23 protein-coding genes and 2 tRNA genes are annotated in these 22,617 nt (G+C 57.4%); 14 read left to right on the top strand and 11 right to left on the bottom strand.

Annotated elements, in window-relative coordinates:
* Positions 1–19: 19 nt before the first annotated feature.
* On the top strand, positions 20–274 hold the full coding sequence (locus ACZ6ZO_RS03340) for an AlbA family DNA-binding domain-containing protein (protein ID WP_182385106.1): 255 nt from the start codon (positions 20–22) through the stop codon (positions 272–274).
* 455 nt (positions 275–729) lie between these two features.
* On the opposite strand, the gene ACZ6ZO_RS03335 is transcribed toward ACZ6ZO_RS03340, so the two are convergent.
* Together ACZ6ZO_RS03335 and ACZ6ZO_RS03330 are read right to left on the bottom strand one after the other, a co-directional pair.
* A complete protein-coding gene (locus ACZ6ZO_RS03335; protein ID WP_182385107.1) occupies positions 730–1,146 on the bottom strand; it encodes a DUF6918 family protein in 417 nt (138 codons plus the stop codon).
* A gap of 9 nt (positions 1,147–1,155) precedes the next feature.
* On the bottom strand, positions 1,156–2,103 hold the full coding sequence (locus ACZ6ZO_RS03330) for an L-lactate dehydrogenase (protein ID WP_182385108.1): 948 nt from the start codon (positions 2,101–2,103) through the stop codon (positions 1,156–1,158).
* A 169-nt stretch (positions 2,104–2,272) separates the two neighbouring features.
* Here ACZ6ZO_RS03330 and ACZ6ZO_RS03325 point away from each other — a divergent pair, with 169 nt between their 5' ends.
* Positions 2,273–4,180: a fructose-specific PTS transporter subunit EIIC gene (locus ACZ6ZO_RS03325; protein ID WP_465290539.1), complete on the top strand. Its 1,908-nt coding sequence runs from the start codon at positions 2,273–2,275 to the stop codon at positions 4,178–4,180.
* Here ACZ6ZO_RS03325 and ACZ6ZO_RS03320 read toward each other — a convergent pair.
* A complete protein-coding gene (locus ACZ6ZO_RS03320) occupies positions 4,164–4,937 on the bottom strand; it encodes an HAD-IIB family hydrolase (protein WP_465290537.1) in 774 nt (257 codons plus the stop codon). The two genes, ACZ6ZO_RS03325 and ACZ6ZO_RS03320, sit on opposite strands and share 17 nt — an antisense overlap.
* Before the next feature lie 165 nt (positions 4,938–5,102).
* Positions 5,103–5,363, bottom strand: a complete 261-nt coding sequence (locus ACZ6ZO_RS03315; RefSeq protein WP_465290535.1) for a hypothetical protein — start codon at positions 5,361–5,363, stop codon at positions 5,103–5,105.
* A gap of 355 nt (positions 5,364–5,718) precedes the next feature.
* Between ACZ6ZO_RS03315 and ACZ6ZO_RS03310 the strand changes: the two genes are divergently transcribed.
* Positions 5,719–5,943, top strand: a complete 225-nt coding sequence (locus ACZ6ZO_RS03310; RefSeq protein ID WP_417924986.1) for a hypothetical protein — start codon at positions 5,719–5,721, stop codon at positions 5,941–5,943.
* Positions 5,944–5,986: 43 nt separating this feature from the next.
* Here ACZ6ZO_RS03310 and ACZ6ZO_RS03305 read toward each other — a convergent pair whose 3' ends face one another.
* Entirely contained in the window at positions 5,987–6,190 is a 204-nt protein-coding gene (locus tag ACZ6ZO_RS03305) for a CopG family transcriptional regulator (RefSeq protein ID WP_407926219.1), read from the bottom strand.
* 141 nt (positions 6,191–6,331) lie between these two features.
* On the opposite strand from ACZ6ZO_RS03305, the gene gyrA reads away from it, so the two are divergent.
* The 5 genes from gyrA to ACZ6ZO_RS03280 all read left to right on the top strand — a co-directional run bounded on the left by gyrA (position 6,332) and on the right by ACZ6ZO_RS03280 (position 10,741).
* Positions 6,332–8,872, top strand: a complete 2,541-nt coding sequence (gene gyrA / locus ACZ6ZO_RS03300; protein WP_465290746.1) for a DNA gyrase subunit A — start codon at positions 6,332–6,334, stop codon at positions 8,870–8,872.
* Positions 8,873–8,875: 3 nt separating this feature from the next.
* Entirely contained in the window at positions 8,876–9,214 is a 339-nt protein-coding gene (locus tag ACZ6ZO_RS03295; protein WP_208768343.1) for a DUF3566 domain-containing protein, read from the top strand.
* Positions 9,215–9,293: 79 nt separating this feature from the next.
* Positions 9,294–9,367 (top strand) — tRNA-Ile (locus ACZ6ZO_RS03290).
* A gap of 11 nt (positions 9,368–9,378) precedes the next feature.
* Positions 9,379–9,451, top strand: a tRNA-Ala gene (locus tag ACZ6ZO_RS03285).
* A gap of 567 nt (positions 9,452–10,018) precedes the next feature.
* Complete coding sequence (locus ACZ6ZO_RS03280) at positions 10,019–10,741, top strand: ankyrin repeat domain-containing protein (RefSeq protein WP_465290532.1); 723 nt, start codon at positions 10,019–10,021, stop codon at positions 10,739–10,741.
* On the opposite strand, the gene ACZ6ZO_RS03275 is transcribed toward ACZ6ZO_RS03280, so the two are convergent.
* Positions 10,732–11,649 (bottom strand): cation diffusion facilitator family transporter, encoded by a 918-nt coding sequence (locus ACZ6ZO_RS03275; protein WP_465290530.1) that lies wholly within the window; start codon positions 11,647–11,649, stop codon positions 10,732–10,734. The two genes, ACZ6ZO_RS03280 and ACZ6ZO_RS03275, sit on opposite strands and share 10 nt — an antisense overlap.
* Positions 11,650–12,029: 380 nt before the next feature.
* Between ACZ6ZO_RS03275 and ACZ6ZO_RS03270 the strand changes: the two genes are divergently transcribed.
* On the top strand, positions 12,030–12,488 hold the full coding sequence (locus ACZ6ZO_RS03270) for a CAP domain-containing protein (protein ID WP_465290528.1): 459 nt from the start codon (positions 12,030–12,032) through the stop codon (positions 12,486–12,488).
* Positions 12,489–12,532: 44 nt separating this feature from the next.
* Here the strand turns inward: ACZ6ZO_RS03270 and ACZ6ZO_RS03265 are convergent, their stop codons facing one another.
* Positions 12,533–13,546, bottom strand: coding sequence for an ABC transporter substrate-binding protein (locus tag ACZ6ZO_RS03265; RefSeq protein WP_465290526.1), 1,014 nt, complete (start codon positions 13,544–13,546; stop codon positions 12,533–12,535).
* A 47-nt stretch (positions 13,547–13,593) separates the two neighbouring features.
* Between ACZ6ZO_RS03265 and ACZ6ZO_RS03260 the strand changes: the two genes are divergently transcribed.
* The 3 genes from ACZ6ZO_RS03260 to ACZ6ZO_RS03250 are packed head-to-tail and all read left to right on the top strand — an operon-like array spanning position 13,594 to position 16,372.
* A complete protein-coding gene (locus tag ACZ6ZO_RS03260) occupies positions 13,594–14,598 on the top strand; it encodes an iron chelate uptake ABC transporter family permease subunit (protein WP_465290524.1) in 1,005 nt (334 codons plus the stop codon).
* Complete coding sequence (locus tag ACZ6ZO_RS03255) at positions 14,598–15,569, top strand: FecCD family ABC transporter permease (RefSeq protein ID WP_465290522.1); 972 nt, start codon at positions 14,598–14,600, stop codon at positions 15,567–15,569. The genes ACZ6ZO_RS03260 and ACZ6ZO_RS03255 overlap by 1 nt, the downstream gene beginning before the upstream one ends.
* Positions 15,566–16,372 (top strand): ABC transporter ATP-binding protein, encoded by an 807-nt coding sequence (locus ACZ6ZO_RS03250; protein ID WP_465290520.1) that lies wholly within the window; start codon positions 15,566–15,568, stop codon positions 16,370–16,372. Before ACZ6ZO_RS03255 ends, ACZ6ZO_RS03250 begins: the two co-directional genes overlap by 4 nt.
* Here ACZ6ZO_RS03250 and ACZ6ZO_RS03245 read toward each other — a convergent pair.
* Positions 16,369–17,061 carry a hypothetical protein gene (locus tag ACZ6ZO_RS03245; protein ID WP_465290518.1) on the bottom strand — a complete coding sequence of 231 codons (693 nt, stop codon included), beginning with the start codon at positions 17,059–17,061 and terminating at the stop codon, positions 16,369–16,371. The genes ACZ6ZO_RS03250 and ACZ6ZO_RS03245 overlap by 4 nt on opposite strands.
* 95 nt (positions 17,062–17,156) lie before the next feature.
* Between ACZ6ZO_RS03245 and ACZ6ZO_RS03240 the strand changes: the two genes are divergently transcribed.
* Both ACZ6ZO_RS03240 and ACZ6ZO_RS03235 read left to right on the top strand, forming a co-directional pair.
* On the top strand, positions 17,157–17,678 hold the full coding sequence (locus tag ACZ6ZO_RS03240; RefSeq protein WP_465290516.1) for a peptidylprolyl isomerase: 522 nt from the start codon (positions 17,157–17,159) through the stop codon (positions 17,676–17,678).
* Between the two features lie 77 nt (positions 17,679–17,755).
* On the top strand, positions 17,756–18,430 hold the full coding sequence (locus tag ACZ6ZO_RS03235; protein WP_465290514.1) for a rhomboid family intramembrane serine protease: 675 nt from the start codon (positions 17,756–17,758) through the stop codon (positions 18,428–18,430).
* Positions 18,431–18,843: 413 nt separating this feature from the next.
* On the opposite strand, the gene crgA is transcribed toward ACZ6ZO_RS03235, so the two are convergent.
* From crgA to ACZ6ZO_RS03220, 3 genes are all read right to left on the bottom strand, one after another.
* Positions 18,844–19,110, bottom strand: a complete 267-nt coding sequence (crgA, locus tag ACZ6ZO_RS03230) for a cell division protein CrgA (RefSeq protein WP_465290512.1) — start codon at positions 19,108–19,110, stop codon at positions 18,844–18,846.
* Positions 19,111–19,188: 78 nt separating this feature from the next.
* A complete protein-coding gene (pknB, locus tag ACZ6ZO_RS03225; protein WP_465290510.1) occupies positions 19,189–21,174 on the bottom strand; it encodes a Stk1 family PASTA domain-containing Ser/Thr kinase in 1,986 nt (661 codons plus the stop codon).
* A gap of 34 nt (positions 21,175–21,208) precedes the next feature.
* Positions 21,209–22,612, bottom strand: coding sequence for a serine/threonine-protein kinase (locus ACZ6ZO_RS03220; protein ID WP_417926249.1), 1,404 nt, complete (start codon positions 22,610–22,612; stop codon positions 21,209–21,211).
* Positions 22,613–22,617 lie beyond the last annotated feature (5 nt).

Genomic DNA, 22,617 nt, shown 5'->3' with positions numbered 1-22,617 from the left:
AGGACCTCGCGGACATCTCGTGGCCTTCGCCAATGCTGAGGGCGGACTTCTTGCTGTTGGAATTACAGACGACGGCAAGGTGGAAGAGAAGCTTACCGTCGAGCGCGAGAACGATCTGCGGGTCGCCGCCCACAATCACACAGATCCCGCAGTGCGACTTCGCATTGAGAAGCTGAACTCGGTGCTGCTTTTTCACGTCGAGCCGGGTGAGCGTGTCCACTTCACCGAAAATGGTGATTGTTATCTCCGGCTTGCAGAAAAATCGGTGAAGTAGGGCGTTGACCAGCAGCAAGAGCTCCGCTATTCCAAGGGTGAGCAGCTTTATGACGCCACTGGGCTGCGCACCACTAGCTCCGATGACCTTGACATGGAAGCACTAGCAGGTTTCGCTCGGCGGATAGGTTCCAGCTCGCCTGAAAATGCCTCAGAGCTCGTAGTTTGATTACTCGAAGTGCGCAAGAGCTTGGCATCGCTTTCCGACGCCGGTCTCGTCGAATGGCACGGGAATTCGCCACGAGACCCCCGAGCCCGGTGGGTGGCCAAGCCACCACTGAACTAGAGACCAATGATTCCAGTAGCTTTTAATAATAAGCAGATTGGGATCAAGCGAGAATCGGTCCGGGGAATGAGTTGCTGTGTTTCCTGGATTCCTAAGTCAATTTGCCTGCCAGGGACTCCTGCGCGAGTGACCTTGCGCTGCTCGTTAGAGGACGGGAGGTATTTTGCGCGCTACCCCGCGTGCTTTTCGACGACCTCGCCCAGGCCACCAACATTTTCAGCGACGACATTGGCGGCCTTGCCGCGAATTGATCCGTACAGCTTGGTGAGTGGGCTGTTGTATAGCTTCTCAGCTTGGCGGTCGGCGGTGGCCATGAGCTTGTCGGAAATTTCCTCGCTGTGGGCTTCCAGGTGCTTGCTAAAAGAGGTGTCGGCTGGCTTGGAATCCCAGTAAGGGGCGAGAATTTCTAACATCTCATCCAGTACGCGTTCCACTCCAGCTTCGACAATGTCAGCTTTCGCCTTAGTGGCAGCAGTTAACCCACCTTTAAGAGCCATGCCGGCAATACCGGTTTGGCTCTCGATGGTGGTGCGGACGAAGTTAGCGAGGTCAGTAACGAGTGCTGCGCGGTCATTAATAGTGATCATGCAGCCAGTTTAGCTAAAGAACTCCTTTTGGATGGCGCGGAGCGTGTCGGCAGAGTGCTTGAAACGTTCCAGTTCGTGCTCGGAAATCTCCAGCTCAACGACGCGACGGATACCCTTGCGGTTCACGATCGCCGGGGTACCAATGTAGATGTCCTCCTCCCCGTACTCGCCTTGCAGCAGCGCGGAGACTGGGAGTGCGACATCCTGATTCTGCAGGATAGCGCGGGTAATACGGGCCAAGCCCATGCCAATGCCGTACGAGGTTGATCCTTTGGCGTCAATGATGGTGTAGGCAGCGTCGCGGGTTTCTTCGAAGATCTTCTCTAGCTTTGCCTCTAGGGATGGGTCCTTCTCCAGCTGCTTGCGCATGGACACGCCAGCAATCGTGGCAGAGGAGAGCACCGGAAGTTCGGTGTCGCCGTGCTCGCCGATGATGTAAGCGTGGACCGAGGTAGGGGAGACCTCGTAGAGTTCGCCCAGCATGTAGCGGAACCGAGCGGAGTCCAAAATGGTGCCAGAACCAAGCACGCGTTCGTGAGGCAGCCCAGAGTACTTCCAGGCGGCGTAGCTCAAGATATCCACTGGGTTCGACGCCACCACGATGATGCCGTCGAAGCCATTGGCCATGACTTGATCAACGATCGATTTCATGATCTTCATGTTCTTGTCCACCAGCTGCAGACGCGTCTCACCTGGCTTCTGGGCAGCTCCGGCACAAATGACGACGATGGCGGCGTCCGCACAATCCTCATAGGTGCCTTTGGTGACCTTCGTGCGCGAATGCGCCCATACCACGCCATGGTTGAGGTCCATGACGTTACCTTCAAGCTTCTTTTCATCGATGTCAATGATTGCGAGGTGATCGCAGGTTCCTTGGTTGACCAGTGCATAGGCGTAGGCGACTCCGACGTCACCCGCACCGATGAGAACCACTTTGTTTCCTACAGTTTGCTTCATGCCATAGCCTTTCTTCGGGTTCATTTCCATTATGCGCCCGAATGGAGCAACATGCAGGGCTTAAAGCAGACTGATTCGGGTGAAAACAGACACAATCGGGCAGGTTTGGGGGCTAGAAATTACCGCTTCAGGTATTCGTTTTTGGTTAACCGCTTGTTAGCATGACTCTATGAATCAAGATATAACCACCGACAAGCCTCGGATACTGGCTATTACAGCCTGTCCGACAGGTATCGCACACACATATTTGGCGGCTGAAAATCTAGAGACCGCGGCCAACGAAAAAGGCATCAATCTGAAGGTGGAAACGCACGGATCGATTGGTGTAGAAAACGCTTTTACTGAAGCTGACATCAAGAATGCAGATGCGGTGTTAATCGCGGCAGATACGGTGATTGAAAAAGACCGCTTCGTCGGTAAGCGCTTGCTTGCTGTGTCTGTTGACGAAGCCATCAAACATCCCGCTACATTGCTCGAACGCACCCTCAGTGCCGGTTATTGGAACGAGGGAAAGAATGTCGCGGGAGAAAATGACAACGCTTCGACGCGCGACGGGACTTCCTTAGGACGCCAGCTTTATCAGGCACTGATGAACGGTGTTTCTCACATGGTGCCTTTTGTTGTCACCGGCGGTTTGCTCATCGCAATTGCGCTGTCAATCGGTGGCCAGGCCACTGCTGAAGGGTATCAAATCCCGGAAGATTCGTTCTGGTTTACCATCAGTTCCATTGGAGCCTTGGCGTTTAGCCTGATGGTGCCTGTGCTGTCGGCCTTTATCGCATCGGGTATAGCGGGCCGGCCTGGTCTGGCCCCCGGGTTTATTACCGGTCTGATAGCGACGACAGGCACGCTCTATAACTCCGAAGCCGGAGCAGGCTTCATCGGCGGTATTATCACGGGCTTTCTTTCCGGCTACGTGGCACTGGCGATTAAGAAAATTCCGGTGGGCAAATACATCGCTCCGATCATGCCGGTGATTATCATTCCGATCTTCACCACGCTCATTGTCGGGTTGTTGTTTGTCTACCTGTTGGGCAATCCGATTTCGTTGCTGTTCGAGGCGCTGTCGAACTGGTTGAATTCCCTCGAAGGAACCTCGGTCATTGTGTTGGGCGCTATTTTGGGCGCGATGATCGCTTTCGATATGGGTGGCCCCTTTAATAAGACAGCGTTCCTGTTTGGCGGTGGCATGATCGCAGCGGGCAATGCAGCTCCGATGGGCATGGCTGCTGCGGCGATTGCCGTGCCTCCGCTCGCGGTAGGTGCGGCCACCTTGATTCGCCGGGACTGGTTCAGCAAACCAGAGCGCGAATCAGGAATCGCCGCATTGTTCATGGGCTTTTTCGGCATTACCGAGGGAGCGATCCCCATTGCTGCGGCGCGTCCGCTGCACGTCATCCCCGCGAACGTTATTGGTGGTGCGGTAGCCGGTGCGTTGGCGGGAATGTGGGGTGTCAAAGACAATGTCATGCACGGGGGACCAATCGTCGCGGTGCTCGGTGCTGTGGATGGAGTGCCAACTTTCTTCCTCTCGCTGGGGGCAGGTATTGCTGCTACCGTTGCTTTCTTACTGTTGGTCATGCGGGTTTCGCGTAGCAAGACCGACAGCCAGGAGCAGGCGCTTATCGACGCCGATCTGGTTTTTCTTGATCACGATGCCCCGGCGGGGGAAAGAAATGATGTTGTCCGAGGTCTGGTTGAATCCGCCGCACAGCAGGGGCGCATTGCGGATGTCGAGCAGGTAGTCCGCTCTGCTCTTGATCGAGAAGCACAAAATTCCACGGCTGTTGGGAATGCAGTTGCTATTCCGCATGCCCGCTGTGGCGGAGTGAAAGTCCCGACTCTTGCTTTCGCACGCTTGGCGGAACCGGGAACCCATTGGTCCGCACCGGACAATGCCCCGGTGCGGTTGGTGTTCTTGATTGCCGTTCCTGAAGACGCTGGGAAACAGCATTTGCGGCTACTAAGTAAACTCGCCCGCGCTCTCATGCGTGACGATTTCCGGGAAGCACTCCTGACTGCGTCCTCACGCGAGCAGGCGCTTGGCCGGATCCGGGAAGTTACGGAAGTTGCTTAAGTAACTGGCTGAGTGTGCCACTGACGGAGTCAACCACTTCGTCAGTGGCTTGTTTCACCTCATCCGGAGACCACGGGAGGCTGAAACTGCGGTGAGCCAGAGCGTGCATGGTCAGGTCGTTCCAGGAATCACCGAAGGTGAAGATCGGTTGTTCGTGGAGGCCAAGATGATCGATGAGCCATTGCAGACCAGCGCCTTTACTGATGCCCTTCGGTGCTATGTCGATGAAGTCCTGGTTTCGAACCGGGGTGATGGTCGGAACCGTTGAGATCTTGTCGAACAGTAGCTGCAGCTTGGCCTCGTCATGTGGAACCCAAAACGGAACTTGGGTGACGGTGTGGCGAGGCAGGTCGGCAATATCAACATCGATGAAGTCGTCGAGAACGAAACTGTGGGAGTCTGTCGTACTGTCATACAGCCGTAAATCCCGGCTCTCCAATGTGCAAGCAAAAACCGCCACATTGGACAGACCCTGTGCCAGGTCGACGAGGTTGCGTACACAGTCAGTCGGAATACTGCTGTGGTGGAGATAGGTGCCAGTTGCGTCGTAAAGCGCTGCCCCCGTGGAGGCTATGACATAGTCGCATTGGAGTGGCGCCCCGTCCAGCGCGTCACGCACGCCAGCTGGTGATTTTCCGGTGGCTATGACAGCTAGGTGCCCTGCGCGACGCCATTGTTCTACTGCCGTGCAGATGTGCTCGGCGAGCTGACGCTCAAAATAGATTGTTCCATCGAGATCGAATACTGCTACCGCCATATCCTTGACCTTAAAACACAAATCCCCTTGGGACACCGCTCTTGACGTCAAAAAACGGTCTCCGAAGGGGATCGGAAATGTTGTAACTCTTCCGCCACAGTAGTTAACTGCAATCACAACAGCCACAACTGTAACACAGCACTAAAGGGTAACGATAAAAGAAACTCATAACCTTTCGGTAACGGCGGCGCACAGCACATGAGCGAACACCTCATTACTGGAGGTCAGCGGTTGCAGTGCGCTGCAGCACGACGAAATGTAGTCACACTGCGCCTGGGGGGATCTAAACACCGAAATTCCCGCGATGTGGGGGCGAGTGAGACTCGCTAACGCCACAATTGCACCAAGAGAACGGACCGAGGCGCCAGTTTCGGCGCACACGGCGTCGGCAAGTAGCAGCGTTTCCTCAGCGTCCACGGTTTCCATCAGCCTCTCTATTTAATCCGAATGAGATAAGTACCCTTGAGTGTTGGATGGGGCACGCAAGTCCCGACACCGCTGAATGATAATGCGAGACGGGCTGCCTCTTTCATGCAGGAGTAATAGCTGCCGATGAAGGATACAACGTGCTCTCCTACATTCTGTGTTTCTACGAAATCGGAAGTGATGACTGGACTGTGGGGCTCCGCTTGGACCGGGGTAGCAACAGCCGGTGTTGAACCTGTGATGATGGTGCAGGTCAATGCAGTTAACAACTTCTTCTTTGAAAGTGAAAAGATTCACATAACTGGTAAGTTAACTGATTAAAGTAAACATATATATACGTCTGGACGAATAACGAATGGCAAGACAGCAAAAATTATCAGACGAACTGAAAACACTTTCCATGCTCGTAGGGCACGAGGAATGTAGCGATACAGCGGCTTGGCTGGAGCTGTTTCATGTAAACGCACTCAACTCCGAAGACGAAAACGGTGAACTTTGCCAAGCTGACCTTGTTGCGACACTAGTTTCAATCATTGCTCAGTTAGAAAAACGGATCTTTGAATTAGAGAAACAACGGTGAACCAGTTTCGGCGCACAGGACGTCGGCAAGCAGCAGCGTTTCCTCAGCGTCCACGACGCACCCGCCCGTGCAAGGCCGCATACGACGCGACTTCGCGCCGGGCAAGTTCCTGCAGCTCAGCGGATCGAACCGTGCGCGCCGCCTTTTCCACGATCGCCCGAGCGGCGGCCTCTTGCTTAGACACCCCGAGGGAATTTGCCAGCAGAGTGAGCGCGGCGTCTTGTTCTGCTGTGAGTCTTAACGTCATTGCCATGGTATCGGAATGATACCAGAGGCAGCGGTGCAACGGCTTAAAACGTAAACTAGAGGGGTCCCAACGAAGAAAAGGTGAAAAGTGAGCGACGAGAATCTCTTTGATCGCGTGCAACCGATCGACATCAACGAGGAGATGCAGTCGAGCTACATCGACTACGCCATGTCCGTTATTGTCGGCCGTGCACTCCCGGAGGTCCGCGACGGTCTGAAGCCCGTCCACCGCCGTATCCTCTACGCAATGTTCGACAATGGCTTCCGCCATGACCGCTCCTACGTGAAGTCCGCGAAGCCAGTCGCCGAAACCATGGGTAACTACCACCCACACGGCGACGTCGCCATTTACGACACCCTGGTGCGCCTCGCCCAGCCGTGGAACATGCGCTACCCGCTTGTCGACGGCCAAGGTAACTTCGGCTCCCGCGGTAACGACGGCCCGGCAGCCATGCGCTACACCGAATCCCGCATGACGCCACTGGCCCTGGAAATGGTCCGTGACATCCGCGAAAACACCGTGGACTTCGTGCCAAACTACGACGGCAAAACCACCGAACCCACCATCCTGCCGTCGCGCGTGCCGAACCTCCTGATGAACGGCTCCGGCGGTATTGCCGTTGGTATGGCCACCAACATCCCGCCGCACAACCTGAACGAGGTTGCCGAGGCCATCTACTGGATGCTGGACAACCCAGAGGCCACCGAAGCGCAGCAGCTCGAGGCCTGCATGGAGCGCATCAAGGGACCTGACTTCCCGACCGCCGGCCTGATCGTCGGCACCGACGGCATCAAGGACGCCTACACCACCGGCCGCGGCTCCATCCGCATGCGCGGCGTGACCTCCATCGAGGAAGAAGGCTCCCGCCAGATCATCGTCATCACGGAACTGCCGTACCAGGTCAACCCGGATAACCTCATCTCCAACATTGCGGAGCAGGTATCGGCCGGAAAGTTGGCGGGCATTTCGCGTATCGACGACGAATCCTCCGATCGTGTCGGCATGCGCATCGTGGTCACCCTCAAGCGCGACGCCGTGCCACGCGTGGTGCTGAACAACCTGTACAAGCACTCCCAGCTGCAGACCAACTTCGGCGCCAACATGCTGTCCATCGTCGATGGCGTGCCACGCACCCTGCGTATCGACCAGATGGTGCGCCTGTACACCGATCACCAGATCGAAGTCATCATTAGGCGTACCCAGTTCCGTCTGGACAAGGCCGAAGAACGCGCCCACATCCTGCGCGGCCTGGTCAAAGCCCTGGACATGCTGGACGAGGTCATCGCCCTCATCCGCCGGTCCCCAACGGTGGACGAGGCCCGCACCGGCCTCATGGCCCTGCTGGACATCGACGAAGATCAGGCAGACGCCATCCTCGCGATGCAGCTGCGTCGCCTGGCAGCCCTGGAACGCCAGAAGATCGTCGATGAGCTGGCAGAGATCGAGCTGGAAATCGCCGATCTGAAGGATATCCTGGCTAAGCCAGAGCGCCAGCGCGCCATCGTCAAGGAAGAGTTGGAGGGGATCGTCGAAAAGTACGGCGATGAGCGCCGCACCCAAATCGTGGCCGCAACCGGCGACGTCACTGAGGAAGACCTCATCGCACGTGAAAACGTCGTGGTCACCATCACCTCCACCGGCTACGCCAAGCGCACCAAGGTCGACGCCTACAAGTCCCAGCGACGTGGCGGCAAGGGCGTGCGTGGCGCCGAGCTCAAGCAGGACGACGTCGTCCGCCACTTCTTCGTCTGCTCCACGCACGACTGGATCCTGTTCTTCACCAACTACGGCCGCGTCTACCGCCTCAAGGCCTACGAGCTGCCGGAAGCATCCCGCACCGCACGTGGCCAGCACGTGGCAAACCTCATGGAGTTCCAGCCGGGTGAAAAGATCGCCCAGGTCATTCAGCTCCAGACCTACGAAGACGCACCGTACCTGGTGCTGGCAACCCAGCAGGGACGCGTGAAGAAGTCCCGCCTGCTCGATTACGAAACTGCACGCTCGGGTGGCCTCATCGCCATCAACCTCAACGAAGGCGACAAGCTTATCGGCGCAGCTCTGTGCTCCGGCGACGACGAGCTGCTCCTGGTCTCCGAGGAAGGCCAATCGATCCGCTTCAAAGCCGACGACGAGACGCTGCGCCCAATGGGCCGCGCCACCGCCGGTGTGAAGGGCATGCGCTTCCGTGGCGACGACCAGCTGCTTTCCATGTGCGTCGTCCGCGATGGCGACTTCCTCATGGTTGCCACCTCCGGTGGCTACGGAAAGCGCACCGACATGAACGAATACTCCGTCCAGGGTCGCGGTGGCGTCGGCGTGGTCACGTTCAAGTACAACGCCAAGCGTGGCAAGCTCATCTCCGCACTGGCCGTTGACGATGACGACGAGATCTTCGCCATCACCTCCGGTGGCGGCGTGATCCGCACCGAAGTCAACCAGATCCGACCAACCTCCCGTGCCACCATGGGCGTTCGTCTCGTGGACCTGCCGGATGGGGTGGAGCTGCTGGCTATTGACAAGAATGTCGAAGCGGAAGGCGAGGAAGAAGCCGAAGCTGTAGCAACCGGAAAGGTGCCGGCACCAGCAGCACCGGAGACAGCACCACTGGAAACCCTCGAAACCGTAGTCGAGGCCAGTGACCAGCCACGTGACGCCTCCGGCGTGCCACAAGAAGAGGACTAACACATGGCAGAACGTAAGGTAACCGTCCAACGAATTAACCCGCTGGCAGCATTCCGTACCGCGATGGTGCTGTCGCTGTCAGCGCTCGTGGCATGGATGATCTGCGTCAGCCTGCTGTACGTCGGCATGGGTGCGGCAGGAGTATGGGACAACCTCAACTCCGTTATTGGTGGCGCCGGTGGCGAAGGCACCGTCACCTTCACGCTGGTGCTGTCGCTGGCCGGATTGATTGGGGCGATACTTGCAATCCTTACCTCGGTGCTCGCTCCACTCATCGCGCTGGTCTACAACGCAACCGTGGACCTGTTCGGTGGGCTTGAAGTAACGCTTAACGACGCCTAGTTGAACCTCGCAAAAATAGGGCTTTACCTGCCGATTTGGTTTCTTGTTAAACGGTGGGTAAAGTTCTATTTCGTTCCCAGGGCCTATAGCTCAGTCGGTTAGAGCGCATCGCTGATAACGATGAGGTCGCAAGTTCGATTCTTGCTAGGCCCACACGGAACAATGGGGCATTAGCTCAATTGGTAGAGCATCTGCTTTGCAAGCAGAAGGTCAGGAGTTCGATTCTCCTATGCTCCACAGGTTAAGACCTCCAACCTTCGGGTTGGAGGTCTTTTTGGTTTACGTAGCAGAAAGTGTGTTTGCTTTCCACGGTAAAAGCCGGGCCAGGGCACTTTATATTGTTCAAGGTCTTATAAACGCACAAACCTTGCTCAATACCGCGATAGATGTCGCACCTGGGGCCTGACAGGTTTTTTGTGCGTTGGCCCCGACATTACGGCCCCGAAGTTCGGGCTGGTGGAGGGATTTTTGGAGCAACCTCGGGGGAGTAATGTCGGGGCCGAGTTTCCCAGTAACCACACCACAAATAACTTGACACGCCCCGCACCTGTGCTAGCGGGTGGGGTTACTTATCTGTAGTGACTAAGAACCGACCCCGATGCAAGACATCATTCGCTAGACAGTAAATGACCGGCCAACAATACGTTTAAGCTTCATTGGCAGTTGATAGCGACTTGTCGCTGAATACGAATCCCCACGCCTATCCCATCCGTTGACCGGGGTGTTTAGCATTCAAGGCGTGCGACAAATCCCTATCAGAGCCCCGATAGCACGAACTATCTCAATGCTTCTATTGTGGCGGACATGAACCGCCAGCTTTATGTCAGTACAGTCCTGCCGATCGCGTTAGTGCTGGCTGGGTGCACACAGACGGGCGACCAAGCAGCTGCACCAGTAACTACACCAGCAACGGAGGTATCTCTCATGGCACCACGTCCACAGGCAGACCGGGAGGTCCTTGAGGCTGCGAAGGAGGGGGACGTCGTAAAGCTTGCTGCAGCTTTGAGCACCGGCGCCAATGTGGAGACCACTGATGATTTCGCGCGCACTCCCTTGTTGTGGGCGGTGACCAATGACCATGTGGAGGCTGCCCGGTTGTTGCTCGAGGCCGGTGCCAGCCCGGATGCGGTGGATAGACAGCAGGACACCCCTTGGCTAGTCACGGGTGTCACCGGGTCCGTTCCAATGGCGCAGCTGCTGCTGGAATACCATCCTGATCTGACGCTGAAGAATCGCTATGGCGGAATCGCGATCATTCCTGCGTCAGAGCGGGGGCATGTGGAGTATGTGCGCGCGATGGCACACAGTGGGATGGACCTCAATCACGTGAATGATCTGGGATGGACGGCCCTTCTTGAGGCTGTGTACTACGGCGACGGCAGCAAGCCGTACCAGGAGATCGTGCAGATCTTGCTAGACGCGGGCGCGGACCCGGGAATTAAGGATTCACAAGGCCTGGTGGCGTTGGATCATGCCCGAAGCAAGGGGCAAACGGATATCGTGCAGATCCTGCAGTCTCACTCGTAGCAAGCCCGGGATGCCTCGTGTTCGCGGTGGTAGGGCGGCTCGAATTGGAAAGTTGAGTGCTCGATAGCTACCGGAAAGTGGGATCCCACGCATCTTTGGAGCTTGTCCAGGATTATTGGGGCGTGGCCGTTGTGGAAGGACCTTTCGGTGAGCACCACGTGTGCCGTGAGTACGGGAAGTCCGGAGGAGATGCGGGTGGCGTGAAGGTCGTGGACGTCCAGGACTTCCGGTATTGAGAGGATGTGCGCACGAACATCCTCAAGGGAGAGCCCGGGCGGGACCGATTCCATGAGGATTGCGCCAGCTTCGCGGAGGATGTGGAGGGCGCGGGGCAGGATCAGGAGCGCGATGAGGAGGCTGACAATCGCGTCGGCACGCGTGAAGCCAGTGGTGGCGATAACGATGGCGCTGATGATGACGGCGACGGAGCCGAGGGCGTCATTCAGTACCTCCAGCGTGGCGGCTTTCATGTTGAGGTCGTGGCCGTGGCCACCGCTGAGGACAACGAAGCTAACAATATTGCCCACGAGGCCAACAACGCCGAACAAGAGCAGGCCTTCAGGATGGACAGCTACGGGGCTGACGAGGCGCCGGATCGCCTCCACCAGGGCGTAGCAACCGACCCCGGCGAGCAGCAGTGACTGCACCGCGGAGGAAATTACCTCGGCGCGTCGGAACCCCCAGGTGTAGGTGGCGGTTGCGGGGCGGAGCGCGACGGAGGCAGCGGTGAACGCGAGCAGCAGCCCGCTCGTATCGACGGCCATATGCCCGGCATCCACCACCAGGGCAAGGCTGTGGGTCCACCATGCGCCGATGAGCTCAGCGATGAGAATGCTGCCCGTTATGGTCAGGGCAATACCTATTCGGGTGTGGTTTGTTGCTGTGTGATGGTGATGATGTCCGGACATGTGACCTCCTGCGTTTTCAATAAACCACACTTTAATGAAAATAGGAAACTTAAAAGCTTTCAGGATTTCGGTTACTGAAAATTAGTTGTCAATCGTGGAGAGAGCTGTCAGAAGAATGTAAAAAGTCTGCTAGTGGACTGTCTGGGAGAAGGATGATTTCTGAACTGGACGATGGGACGGAACAAGATAAGGAAACAATTAAACAAGTGCAGCCACATTCACATCGAACTCTCGGGTAGTGCTTGGAATGCGCCTTTGCAATTTAGCAAATTAGATGTGTAGATCTTGGTAAACCCTGATCATATTCTGGCTGAAACCTTCTTTACCTGGTGTTTCATTAAAAGCGTTAGAGAAAATCTCTCCTAGAAAAAGAGCCCCGGATGATGAAGAAACTTATTAATGCCACCGCAGCAGCACTCGCTCTCACTGTCGGAGTTGCAACTGCTCCAGCCGCAGATGCCTTCATCCTCCCGGGTTTCGCTGCAGAAAACCTCATCGCAGCAGAAGCTGACATCGCAGACCAGATTAACGGCATCCGCGTTGCGCATGGTTTGGCGCCACTGGGGTGGAACCAGTACCTGTCCGATATTTCTCGTGGCTGGTCTCAGACCTGCGCCAACCGCGATGTGCTAGCTCATGACCCGGTTGCGTTGCAGGTATCTGATCTGGAGAACGTAGCTGTGATGTACCGCAACCCTCGGGATGCTGTTAATGGGTGGATGAACTCCCCAGGGCACCGGGCGAACATTTTGAGCCCCTATGCCAAGACGATGGGTATCGGCGTGGCTAAGAACAACCTCACTGGTGGTTACTTCATCACCATGCGTGGCTCATATTAGGAATTAGTAAAAGTGGCCTGGCGTGAAGCCGGGCCACTTGTTGCCTATTTCTTGGGCAGTAGTTCTTTCAGATCGGAGACAATCTGCATGGCGCCTGTCGGGCCGAGGCCGAGGTACCACACGTCGTCGTTAACGCGATGCGCTTTGCCTTCGGCTACCGCGGGGAGCGCTTTCCACGAGGAACTCTCGATCACGGCAGTTTCTCCGGTGGCTGCGGGAGTGCCATAGGAGGTGTAGAAGATGATCGAGCCATCTGCCTTGTCGATGGTTTCCGGAGAGATCTCTACAGCAAGCTCATCGATGTCTTGCTCTGCTGGTCGCACCAGCCCAGCATCCTGCAAGATCACGCCGATGAGAGACTTGCGGCCATAAAGACGAAGCTTGCCCGGCATGAAGCGAACGAGGGAAACCGTCGTTCCATCTGGCACAGAATTGCCAAGCCCTGAGACAGCCTCATGGTACTGCTGCAGCTTCGCTTCTGCTTCTTTTTCCATACCAAGGGTTTCACCAATGAGAAGGAAGTTTTCTTTCCACGGGAAACCGGGTCGGATGGAAAATACCGTAGGGGCAATCTGGGAAAGCTGTGGATAGAGCTTGTCTGCTCGCAATTGGTTACCCAGGATTAGATCCGGCTGCAGTGCTGCGATAGCTTCCACATTGACTTCGTTGATGGTGCCAACGGTGGTGACCCCTTCCAGTTTGTCCGCCAGATAAGACGGGATGGGGTTTTCGCCCTTGGAGGTGGTCATGCCGACGGGAGTGATGCCCAGCGTGAGCACTCCGTCGAGCTCACCGTTTTCCAACACGACGATGCGCTTCGGCTTTTCTTTGATTTCGGTGGTTCCTGCCGCGTGTTTGACAGTGCGGGGGAACTGGCCAGGCTCCGCATCGCTACCAAACTTGGCCGTCTCGATGTCGGCGGTACCGAACTTGGAGCCGCCGGTTGCCACGTCCTTATTTACGGCACTGGTGTTGGGTTCTGTTGCGGGTGTACTGCATGCAGTGAGTCCAAGCGCGGCGGTGATAAGCAGCGCTGGAAGAGCTTTGATAAAAGACATGAAAAATAGGTTAGCCTAACCTTTAGCATGTCGGGTAGTCTAGGCGGGTGTTTTTTTCTCACCGACGCTTGCCACTCACCCTGGTCATAGTTCTCGCGCTTGGGGCACTGTGCTTATCGACGCTTTTGTCCCTCATCACAGGTGCCCGAGCCATACCCATTCATGAGGTCTGGAACGCATTGAGCGATCGGTCACAGGATCCGGTGTCTGCCATTCTGTGGGATCGTCGCATCCCACGAACTCTCGTGGCCATGTTCGCGGGCATGGCGTTGGGTTTGGCGGGAGCCCTGATTCAGGCCCTTACCCGCAATCCGCTGGCGGATACCGGTGTGCTGGGGATCAACTCCGGGGCTGCCTTCGCAATCGTGTTAGGACTGGCACTCGGTGTCACAGATACCCCGCTGATGCTGTTCACCTTAGCGCTGTGCGGGGCGGTATTGGCTGGCGGTGGTACGTACGTGCTGAGTCGCGGCAAAGGGGCAAGCGCTGATCCGATGCGATTGGTACTGGCCGGGGTCGCATTGAGCGCGATCCTTGGTGGGGTTGGGGACGGTCTTGCGCTGACCAATCCACGAGCTTTCGATCGGCTGCACGCCTGGATGGTGGGAAGCGTTGATGTTGGTTCCTATCAACCGGTGTACCTCGTGGGCACGGGTCTGCTCGTGGGCGTGGTGCCGGGGCTCATGGCCATCCGTGGCCTGGGAGCCCTGCAACTGGGGCAGGAAACCGCGGTCGCGTTGGGCGCCCAGCTGGCCAAGACCCGTCTGATGGCGTTCATCGCCATTGTGATTCTGGCGGCCTCTGCCACTGCGGCAGCCGGCGTGATTGTGTTTTTGGGATTGCTGGTGCCACATGTGGCGCGGTGGCTGGTGGGGCCGTCGTTTGGCCGACTGTTGGTGGTCTCTGCACTGTTAGGTCCGCTGGTGCTGGTGCTTGCGGATGTCCTTGGGCGATTGTTGTTGCCGGGTGAATTAGCGGCTGGGGTTGTGGTGTCCTTCGTGGGAGCGCCGTTCCTCATTGCCTATGCTCAGCAGCGCCGAAAGGGGATCTGATGCGGGTACCTCTTGGATTGTCGTGTGCTGTGGTTCTGGTGGCCGTGGTAGCGCTCGTGCTGCCTGGTGCGGGGATGAACTGGGCTTCTGCGTGGGCGGCGTTGTTCGGTCCTGATACCGGACTAGCACACACCGTAATCTTCCAGTGGCGGGCCCCGCGTGTGGTGACCGCGGTGCTGGTTGGGGCCGGTTTGGCGCTCAGCGGTGCGTTTTTCCAGTCGCTTACTCGCAATCCCTTGGGGTCGCCGGACATCATTGGTTTTTCTGCGGGCGCGTACACCGGCGTTATCGTCGCTTTGTTGGCTGGCTACGGCGGATTCGTCTACCAGATGGCAGGAGCACTGGTTGGTGGTTTAGTTACGGCGGTGGCGGTGTTGCTGCTGTCAGTGCGCGCGCGTATCGACGGCCTGCGCATCATCCTGGTGGGCCTGGGAGTGTCGGCGATGCTGTCTGCGCTCAACCGGTGGCTCATTTCCCGTGGTGAGTTAGACACGGTGCTCTCCGCCGCTAGTTGGGGAGCCGGTTCCGTCAACGGAATGAGGTGGGCTATTGCCTTCCCGGCTTGTGTGTTCTTGGCGGTGGTGAGTGTCGGGGCACTGCTGCTGCGCCGACAGCTCGATGTGCTTGCACTGGGAGACGACACGGCTACCGGCCTTGGCCTGCGCACTAATGTGCTGAAGTTGGTGCTGCTACTTGTTGGCATTGTGTTGGTTGCAGCTACCACCGCGGTTGCTGGTCCCGTGTCGTTCGTGGCGCTCGCGGCGCCTCACCTGGCGCAGGGAATCACCCGTGCGCAACGAACTCCGCTTGTTACCACGGGCTTGGTGGGGGCCTTATTGCTGCTAGTTGCCGATATTTTGGCGCAGCGACTCTTTCACCCGGTGCAACTGCCCGTCGGCCTGGTGACGGTAGTCATTGGAGGTCTGTATTTGTTGTTCATTATCGCTCACTCTGCAAGGAAGTATTCATGACCGCACTGCGCACCGAAAACGCCACCTTGGCCTGGGACAACCATGTGATCTCTCAAGATTTGTCGGTGGCCATCCCCCGTGGGGCATTCACTGCGATCATTGGGCCGAATGGTTGCGGTAAGTCGACGTTGCTGAAGAGCTTTGCGCGGATTTTGAAGCCTACCGCGGGTGGGGTGTTTTTAGGCGATTGTGATGTGAACACGATGCCGAGCAAGGGCGTCGCAAAGCAGCTGGCGTTGCTGCCCCAATCGACGGTGACTCCGCCGGATATCACCGTTGCAGAGTTGGTGCGGCGCGGCCGGTACCCACACCAAAGCTTGCTCCGGCCATGGTCTGCGGAAGATTCCCGGGCGGTGGAGGCCGCGCTGGAAGCGACGAATGTTGCGGGGTTGGGGGAGCAGCGGGTCACGGAGCTCTCGGGTGGGCAGCGACAGCGGGTGTGGCTCGCGATGGTACTCGCTCAAAACACGCCGATGCTGCTTCTCGACGAGCCGACCACCTATCTCGATATCTCCCACCAGTACGCGCTGCTTGAACTCGCGAAAGCGCTCGTGACACAACTAAACCGCACAGTAGTTGCGGTGCTGCATGACCTACAACAAGCTGTGCGGTACGCAGACCACCTCATCGTCATGAGGGACGGTGCGGTGGTCGCTATGGGAAAACCAGCAGAGGTAGTCACCAGCGAATTAATCGAAGACGCCTTCGGCATCGCAGTGACCGTCCATCTGCTTCACGGGCACGTCGTCATTGTGCCGGCTACCTTACCGGCACCCGACGTGAGGATGCTACGCGGATCCTAACGTCCGTCGAAGTCCTTTTCCGCGTCTTCTGCTTGGTCCTCAAGGGAGTTCAGCTCGGAGACGTTTGCCTCTTCGGTGGCCTCCTCGGCTTCTTCGTCCTGGGCCTTGTGTTCAGCCAGCTGCTTGTCCAGGTCCTGCAGGAACTCCGCAGACACTTCTGATTCGTTAGGGGTGACAGTGGAGTAGACCAGGCGGGAACCTTCGGTAGCGTGTTCCTCCACGCGTGGTGGCACGGTACTTGCCTTTTCTGGGCGGAACACGAACCAGTACAGAGCGGCACCCAGGGCACCGAGCAGTGCTGTGACGAGGGCGATGACGCTGAACTTGCCGCACTTCTTCTTTGGAGCCTTCTTTAGACCTAGCTTGACGGCGCGTTTGTCGGCCTTCTTGGCGATCTCCTCGGATGCCTTGCGGGTGGAATCGCGCAGCTCAGAGATTCGTTCTGAAGCGTTGGCTTCAGCGCGGGCCTTCTCCAGGCGAACTCGGGTGTTTTCTGCAACCTTGGCTGCAGAGTCACGGCTTTCATCTAGCAGTGCTTTACCTTGGTCGGCAAGCTCGGAGAGGTTGTAATTCTCGGCGACCTCAGAGAGCGCATCGTATGCCTCGGCAGCCTTGCGGGTCCGGTAGTCATTGACCGCGTCGATAGCAGCTCGCGTGGTCTTGATGGCGAGGCGGACATTGTTATTCATTGTTCGTAACTCCTCTTTCCTCACGTAATTAGGTTCTGCTTCAAGCGTAGCGACAATGCAGGAATCGCGACGGAGAATGACGTAACATAGTGCCCATGACTCAAAAGACCACAACCGCGACTTTGCACACTAACCACGGTGACATTGTCATCGACTTGTTCGGCAACCACGCACCAGAAACCGTGGCTAACTTCGTTGGCCTGGCTCAGGGCACTAAGGAATACCAGGCTGCAAACGCGTCCGGTACGCACGAAGGCCCGTTCTACGATGGCGCTATCTTCCACCGCGTTATTGACGGCTTCATGATTCAGGGCGGTGACCCAACGGGCACTGGCCGTGGCGGCCCGGGCTACATGTTCGGCGATGAAATCCACCCTGAGCTGCGCTTTGACCGCTCCTACCTGCTGGCTATGGCCAATGCGGGCCCTGGCACCAACGGTTCCCAGTTCTTTATCACCGTGGCGGCTACCCCGTGGCTGAACGGCAACCACACCATCTTCGGTGAGGTGACCGATGAAGCGTCCCAGAAGGTCGTCGACAAGATTGCTACCACCGCAACCGGCGCGATGGACCGCCCTGTCGAGGACGTTGTGATTAACTCCATCACGATCTCCTAACTTTCTGTTTCAACCTGCTTGAGCTTGCTTGTCGACGCCGTCGGCCGGCAAGCTTTTGTCATTTTGTGGAGCGTTAAATGCTGAAAGCTTGGTGGCGGCAAGCCCCAGTTACTGTCTTTTTCTGCAGCCTCATGATTGTCGCCTATGTGGCAACGGCCCTGCAGTCGCTGTCCTTAATGGAAAACCTTTCCGGTTCATCCTTGGGGAATGCCTCACTTTTGTATCTTCCCTTGATGACCTCGCCGTTAGGGCCGCTCCGAGCGCTCCTTGCAGCTTTCATGCATTTAGGTCCAGCGCATTTGACGCTCAACCTGGTGCTGCTGTTTCTGTTAGGCAGGGAAGTGGAGATAAGTTACGGCTCCCGGTTGTATCTGCTGGTCTGGCTCTTTGCCGCGATAGGTGCCAGCACCGTAACCGTGTGGATGGATCCACTCGCCTCCACAGTGGGTGCCTCTGGGGTGGGATACGCGCTCATGGTGCTGTTCTTATTCGTGGTGCGTCGCCGCGGTGGTGACCTCCGTGGCCCACTGGTACTCATCCTCGCGAACATCATGTACACCCTGATAACGCCCACGGTATCGCTATGGGGGCATATGGGGGGATTGCTGGCGGGGCTAGTTTTGTCGTTTGGCCTGCAGTTTTCTTCCCCCGCGTATCGGTGGGTGGCCATATCGGGAATCGGGCTTGGGTTCATTGTCCTATTGCTGTGGAAAATCTCGTTGTTCGCCACCAGCGGTTTTTGGGCCCTTTAAACTCCATACACACGTTATCCCCACCCACCCGGTGGGGAATTTTTATGCCTAGTTATCCCCAGAGGTTATCCACAATGTGGATAACTACATTCTTGTAATTTCCGAAAAAGTCGTTCGCTCCCTTGCTAGTATCCAGGCAATTTGCGCGATTCTTCGCACAACAGTGCGGTAGTGGACAAGTAGTACACAGAGTTATCCACAGGCTGTGGAAAATGTGGAAACTCGTATCTCTGAGTGCTATTCACAGTTTTGTCCCCAGCCTGTGGATAACTTACTGAAGATTATCCACAGGGGTGGAATAGCATGTGTGTAATTTACCTCAGAGAAAGCAAAAGCCGGATTTGGTAAAGCAAATTGACCTCTAGCTCACTAAAACGTCAGTTTGCATTACCAAATCCGACACGCTGATGTCTCTAGCGCCACCCCATGGTCATCAGTAGCCCGATGATGAATAGTCCGAAGCCGATGCCGTAGTTCCATGGTCCCAGTTCGCGCATGAAGGAGATGTCTTGTCCGGCGAGGTAGTTCACTACGAGCCAGAGTAGTCCGGCGAGCATGAAGCCGAACATGATGATCTTGTACCACAGTGGGGTGCCGGAGGAGCTGATCTTTACCGGGGTTCGGCTGGTTGCGGAAGAGCTTACCGGGCTAGAGGTTTGAGAAGCTTTTGCTTTAGGCATTTTTCACCTTTGTGGGACTTTGTGCGTTTAATTGGATTTCATTCTGCCAGGAGCACCTGGTGGGGGCAATTAGGGTGCTCATGGCAGTAGTTGGAATTCGTACACGTCGACATAGACGAGTGCGTCTTTGCCGAGTGGTCCTCCTGCTGGAGGGTCTTGCTTGGCGATTTTTCCTTGATCGATCAGCGCAGTGGTGGCCACAGTGCGCTGCTGCAATGAGGTGTTTGGCGCAGTCCAGCCGGCTGCGCGTAGAGCGCGCAGCGCCTGGTTAGGCGTCATCCCCTGCAGTGATGGCATTTTCACGGCTGCTCCGTTGGATATGGTGACGGTCACCGCAGAGCCCTTTGGTAGTTTTTGCCCGGCTTCCGCTATGCCGATGACGGTTCCGTCTGGTTCGGAGGCGTCTACTACTCGGACCTGTGGGACAAACCCGAGTGCGGTGAGGTTTTCCTCGGCACTGTCCCATTTCATCCCGGTGATGTCGGGGACACGGATTTCTTCTACGCCTTTGGAGATGGTGATGGACACCCGAGAGCCCTTCGACACCTGTGATCCGGCGCCTGGTGATTGTTCGATCACCTGGCCGGCTTCGACGGTATCGGAGGATTCCTGTTTGACGGTGGTATCGAGTTGCAGGCCGAGTTCACCGAGGATGGTGGTCACTTCCTCCGTGGTTTTACCAGCAAGGTCTGGTACTTCCACGATCTCCTTGCCGGAAGAGACAATGAGCATGATGGTTGCCCCTTCACGGATCTGCGATCCTGCTGCCGGGTTGGTAGCGATCACGGTGCCCTTGGGCACGGTGGGGCTGGCCTCATCCTGCCGCTCCACTTGGAAACCTCGCTGCTGTAGCAGTGCGATTGCTTGGTCTTCCTGCTGCCCTGTGACGTTAGGGACCGCCACGGAGCGGGAGGTCTTGGTGTTTTCCAGGAAGAAGGTGTCATAGGCCCAGTAGCCACCACCGGCCAGGGCGCCGAGCACGGCGATGGTGGCGATGATCGTTCCCCATGGGCGCTTGGATTCGGGTTCTGCACGGTGGCGTTTCGGTGCTGACGACGAAGGTGCAGACGACGAAGGCACTGACGAAGCTGTCGTGGATGCCATCGTTGCCGCTGTTGCTGGCGCTGGTGGTGCCTGCACTGTCTCCACGATTTGGGTTGGAGGGTCGGTAGGAACCGGATCGGTATTGAGGTGGTTGCGCGCGGCCATTGCTACCGAATTGCGCTGGATGCGACGCAAGTCTTCCGCGAATTCGGCTGCCGATTGGTACCGGTCGCCGGGGTGCTTGGCCATGGCGGTCAGGCACACCGAGTCTACGTTCACAGCGACGGTGGGGGACAGGCCGTTGATTCGTTCGGAGGGCGGAATAGGATCCTCTTGAACATGCTGGTAGGCAACAGCAAGTGGCGAGTCTCCCGAGAATGGTGGCTGGCCAGTGAGCAGCTCGTAGAAGACGCAGCCGGTGGCGTAGATGTCGGAGCGGGCGTCTGCTGTTTTGCCGCGTGCTTGTTCCGGCGAGAGGTATTGGGCGGTGCCGATGACGGCGGCGGTGGCGGTCATGGCGCTGGTGGCGTCGCCAAGTGCCCGTGCGATACCGAAGTCCATCACCTTGATGTCGCCGGATGGGGTGACCATGATGTTGGCTGGTTTGATGTCGCGGTGGATGATGCCAGCGTCGTGGCTGACCTGCAGCGCTTCGCAGACTGGGGCGAGGATGCCGGCGGCGTCCTCGGGTGGGAGTGGGGCGTCGTCGCGGATGATGGTGCGCAGGGTTTTGCCCACCACCAACTCCATCACAATGTACGGGACGGTGACGCCGTGAAGTTCGGTGTCGCCGGTGTCGTACACCGACACGATGGCAGGGTGGTTGAGGCTGCCGCCATTTTGGGCTTCACGACGGAACCGTTCCCGGAATCCTTCATCCCGGGCGAGATCGGCACGCATGATTTTCACTGCGACGTCACGGCCGAGAAGGGTGTCCTTCGCGCGATAGACATCGGACATTCCGCCCGTGCCGATCATCTCCCCGAGCTCATAGCGGGCGCCTAGCGAACTAAGTGGCACTGTGCCGATCCTCCTTCCTTAACAAGTAGTTGACTTATCCATTATTAAACAACGACGGTAAATTTGGTATTTCTAAATCCACAGTCTCAGTCGGTAGTGGCTCTTCAGGTACGGACACCTGCGGTTCGGTGGTACGAGGCGCCTGCGTCCTGGTTGGCTTCGGCGCACTCGTCGGTGCCTGCTGCGTTGGGGTAGATTCCGGTGCCGGTTCGGAAGTTTCGTAAATGGTGGTTGGCTGCGCAGGAGACGTTGTCTTCTTCGGACGTGTCGACGGTGGCTGGGTGACAACCGGCGCAGACGAGGTTGCTGGTGTCGTCACATGAACCGTCACTGGGGCTGGAGTAGGCGTAGGGGCTGAGTCCTTGCCACCGGCCAAGAACGCATATGCGCCACCACCAGCAGCGATAAGTGCCACGAGTGCGGCCACCGCAATCCAGCCTCCCTTCGAAGACTTCTGTGGCTCCTCTGTGGTGGAGCTCTTCAGCACTTCCGCAGGGGTTCCCACCGGCATCACGGTGGTAGCAGTGTTAGTCGGCGCGTAGTGTGGCTCCGCCACCGGTGTTGGGCTGGGATCCTGTGGTCGCCGACCGAGTCGTACCTGAGAAACAGCTGCCGCGAAAGCGCCACCCTCGGCGAAGCGTCGCGCCGGATCCTTCCGCAACGCAATGGCGATGAGTTCGCGGGCCGGAGCAGAAACCGACACATCTAACGATGGTGCGGCGTCGCGAATATGGGATATCGCCACAGATACCGATGAATCGCCAGTGAAAGGCCGGTTGCCAGAAAGCAGCTCAAAACCAACCACACCCAGGGAATAGACATCCGAGGCGGCAGTAACTTGCTGGCCTTGCGCCTGTTCCGGAGACACATACTGGGCGGTACCTACCACCATGCCGGTGCGGGTCAGGGGGACTGCAGCGGCGGCTTTTGCGATACCAAAGTCAGTGATCTTCACCCGATCATCCGGGGTGATCATGATATTGCCTGGCTTGATATCGCGGTGGACCAGATTCATGGCATGGATCGTCGCTAAGCCATGTGCTGCTTGTTCGATAATCCCCAACGCCCGGTCTTCGGACAGCTTTCCCTCGCGCGCCAGGAGATCTGCGAGTGATTCGCCTCGGATGAACTCCATGACGATGTAGCAGAACTGGCGACCACGGTCATCCGTGAGCTCGGAATAGTCGTAAGTGGCCACTACGTTCGGATGCTGAATCTGCTCTGCCGTGTGAGCCTCATTGCGGAACCGGCTGAGGAACTCCTGGTTGTCAGAAAACTCCGGCTTGAGGACCTTGATGGCTACCTCGCGGTTGCGCCGGAGGTCGTCGGCTAGCCACACAGTGGACATGCCACCGTGGCCGACGATCCACTGCAGGCGGTAGTTCTCGCCGATCAGCTGCTGGAGGGCGTCGATGCCTTCGGTGTTGTAGGAGGTCATGAGAG

This window comes from Corynebacterium sp. NPDC104732 (genome assembly GCF_055583565.1).
This window is presented reverse-complemented; position numbering and strand designations above follow the sequence as displayed.

What these genes read in the sequence shown, in the direction of transcription:
- crgA (WP_465290512.1), bottom strand. Translation starts at nt 19,110, where the DNA reads ATGCCTAAAGCAAAAGCTTCTCAAACCTCTAGCCCGGTAAGCTCTTCC.
- ACZ6ZO_RS03245 (WP_465290518.1), bottom strand. Translation starts at nt 17,061, where the DNA reads ATGAATAACAATGTCCGCCTCGCCATCAAGACCACGCGAGCTGCTATC.
- ACZ6ZO_RS03220 (WP_417926249.1), bottom strand. Translation starts at nt 22,612, where the DNA reads ATGACCTCCTACAACACCGAAGGCATCGACGCCCTCCAGCAGCTGATC.
- ACZ6ZO_RS03310 (WP_417924986.1), top strand. Translation starts at nt 5,719, where the DNA reads ATGGCAAGACAGCAAAAATTATCAGACGAACTGAAAACACTTTCCATG.
- ACZ6ZO_RS03305 (WP_407926219.1), bottom strand. Translation starts at nt 6,190, where the DNA reads ATGACGTTAAGACTCACAGCAGAACAAGACGCCGCGCTCACTCTGCTG.
- gyrA (WP_465290746.1), top strand. Translation starts at nt 6,332, where the DNA reads ATGCAGTCGAGCTACATCGACTACGCCATGTCCGTTATTGTCGGCCGT.
- ACZ6ZO_RS03320 (WP_465290537.1), bottom strand. Translation starts at nt 4,937, where the DNA reads ATGGCGGTAGCAGTATTCGATCTCGATGGAACAATCTATTTTGAGCGT.
- ACZ6ZO_RS03270 (WP_465290528.1), top strand. Translation starts at nt 12,030, where the DNA reads ATGATGAAGAAACTTATTAATGCCACCGCAGCAGCACTCGCTCTCACT.
- ACZ6ZO_RS03280 (WP_465290532.1), top strand. Translation starts at nt 10,019, where the DNA reads ATGAACCGCCAGCTTTATGTCAGTACAGTCCTGCCGATCGCGTTAGTG.
- ACZ6ZO_RS03335 (WP_182385107.1), bottom strand. Translation starts at nt 1,146, where the DNA reads ATGATCACTATTAATGACCGCGCAGCACTCGTTACTGACCTCGCTAAC.
- ACZ6ZO_RS03240 (WP_465290516.1), top strand. Translation starts at nt 17,157, where the DNA reads ATGACTCAAAAGACCACAACCGCGACTTTGCACACTAACCACGGTGAC.
- ACZ6ZO_RS03315 (WP_465290535.1), bottom strand. Translation starts at nt 5,363, where the DNA reads ATGGAAACCGTGGACGCTGAGGAAACGCTGCTACTTGCCGACGCCGTG.
- ACZ6ZO_RS03275 (WP_465290530.1), bottom strand. Translation starts at nt 11,649, where the DNA reads ATGTCCGGACATCATCACCATCACACAGCAACAAACCACACCCGAATA.
- ACZ6ZO_RS03295 (WP_208768343.1), top strand. Translation starts at nt 8,876, where the DNA reads ATGGCAGAACGTAAGGTAACCGTCCAACGAATTAACCCGCTGGCAGCA.
- ACZ6ZO_RS03330 (WP_182385108.1), bottom strand. Translation starts at nt 2,103, where the DNA reads ATGAAGCAAACTGTAGGAAACAAAGTGGTTCTCATCGGTGCGGGTGAC.
- ACZ6ZO_RS03255 (WP_465290522.1), top strand. Translation starts at nt 14,598, where the DNA reads ATGCGGGTACCTCTTGGATTGTCGTGTGCTGTGGTTCTGGTGGCCGTG.
- ACZ6ZO_RS03250 (WP_465290520.1), top strand. Translation starts at nt 15,566, where the DNA reads ATGACCGCACTGCGCACCGAAAACGCCACCTTGGCCTGGGACAACCAT.
- ACZ6ZO_RS03235 (WP_465290514.1), top strand. Translation starts at nt 17,756, where the DNA reads ATGCTGAAAGCTTGGTGGCGGCAAGCCCCAGTTACTGTCTTTTTCTGC.
- ACZ6ZO_RS03325 (WP_465290539.1), top strand. Translation starts at nt 2,273, where the DNA reads ATGAATCAAGATATAACCACCGACAAGCCTCGGATACTGGCTATTACA.
- ACZ6ZO_RS03265 (WP_465290526.1), bottom strand. Translation starts at nt 13,546, where the DNA reads ATGTCTTTTATCAAAGCTCTTCCAGCGCTGCTTATCACCGCCGCGCTT.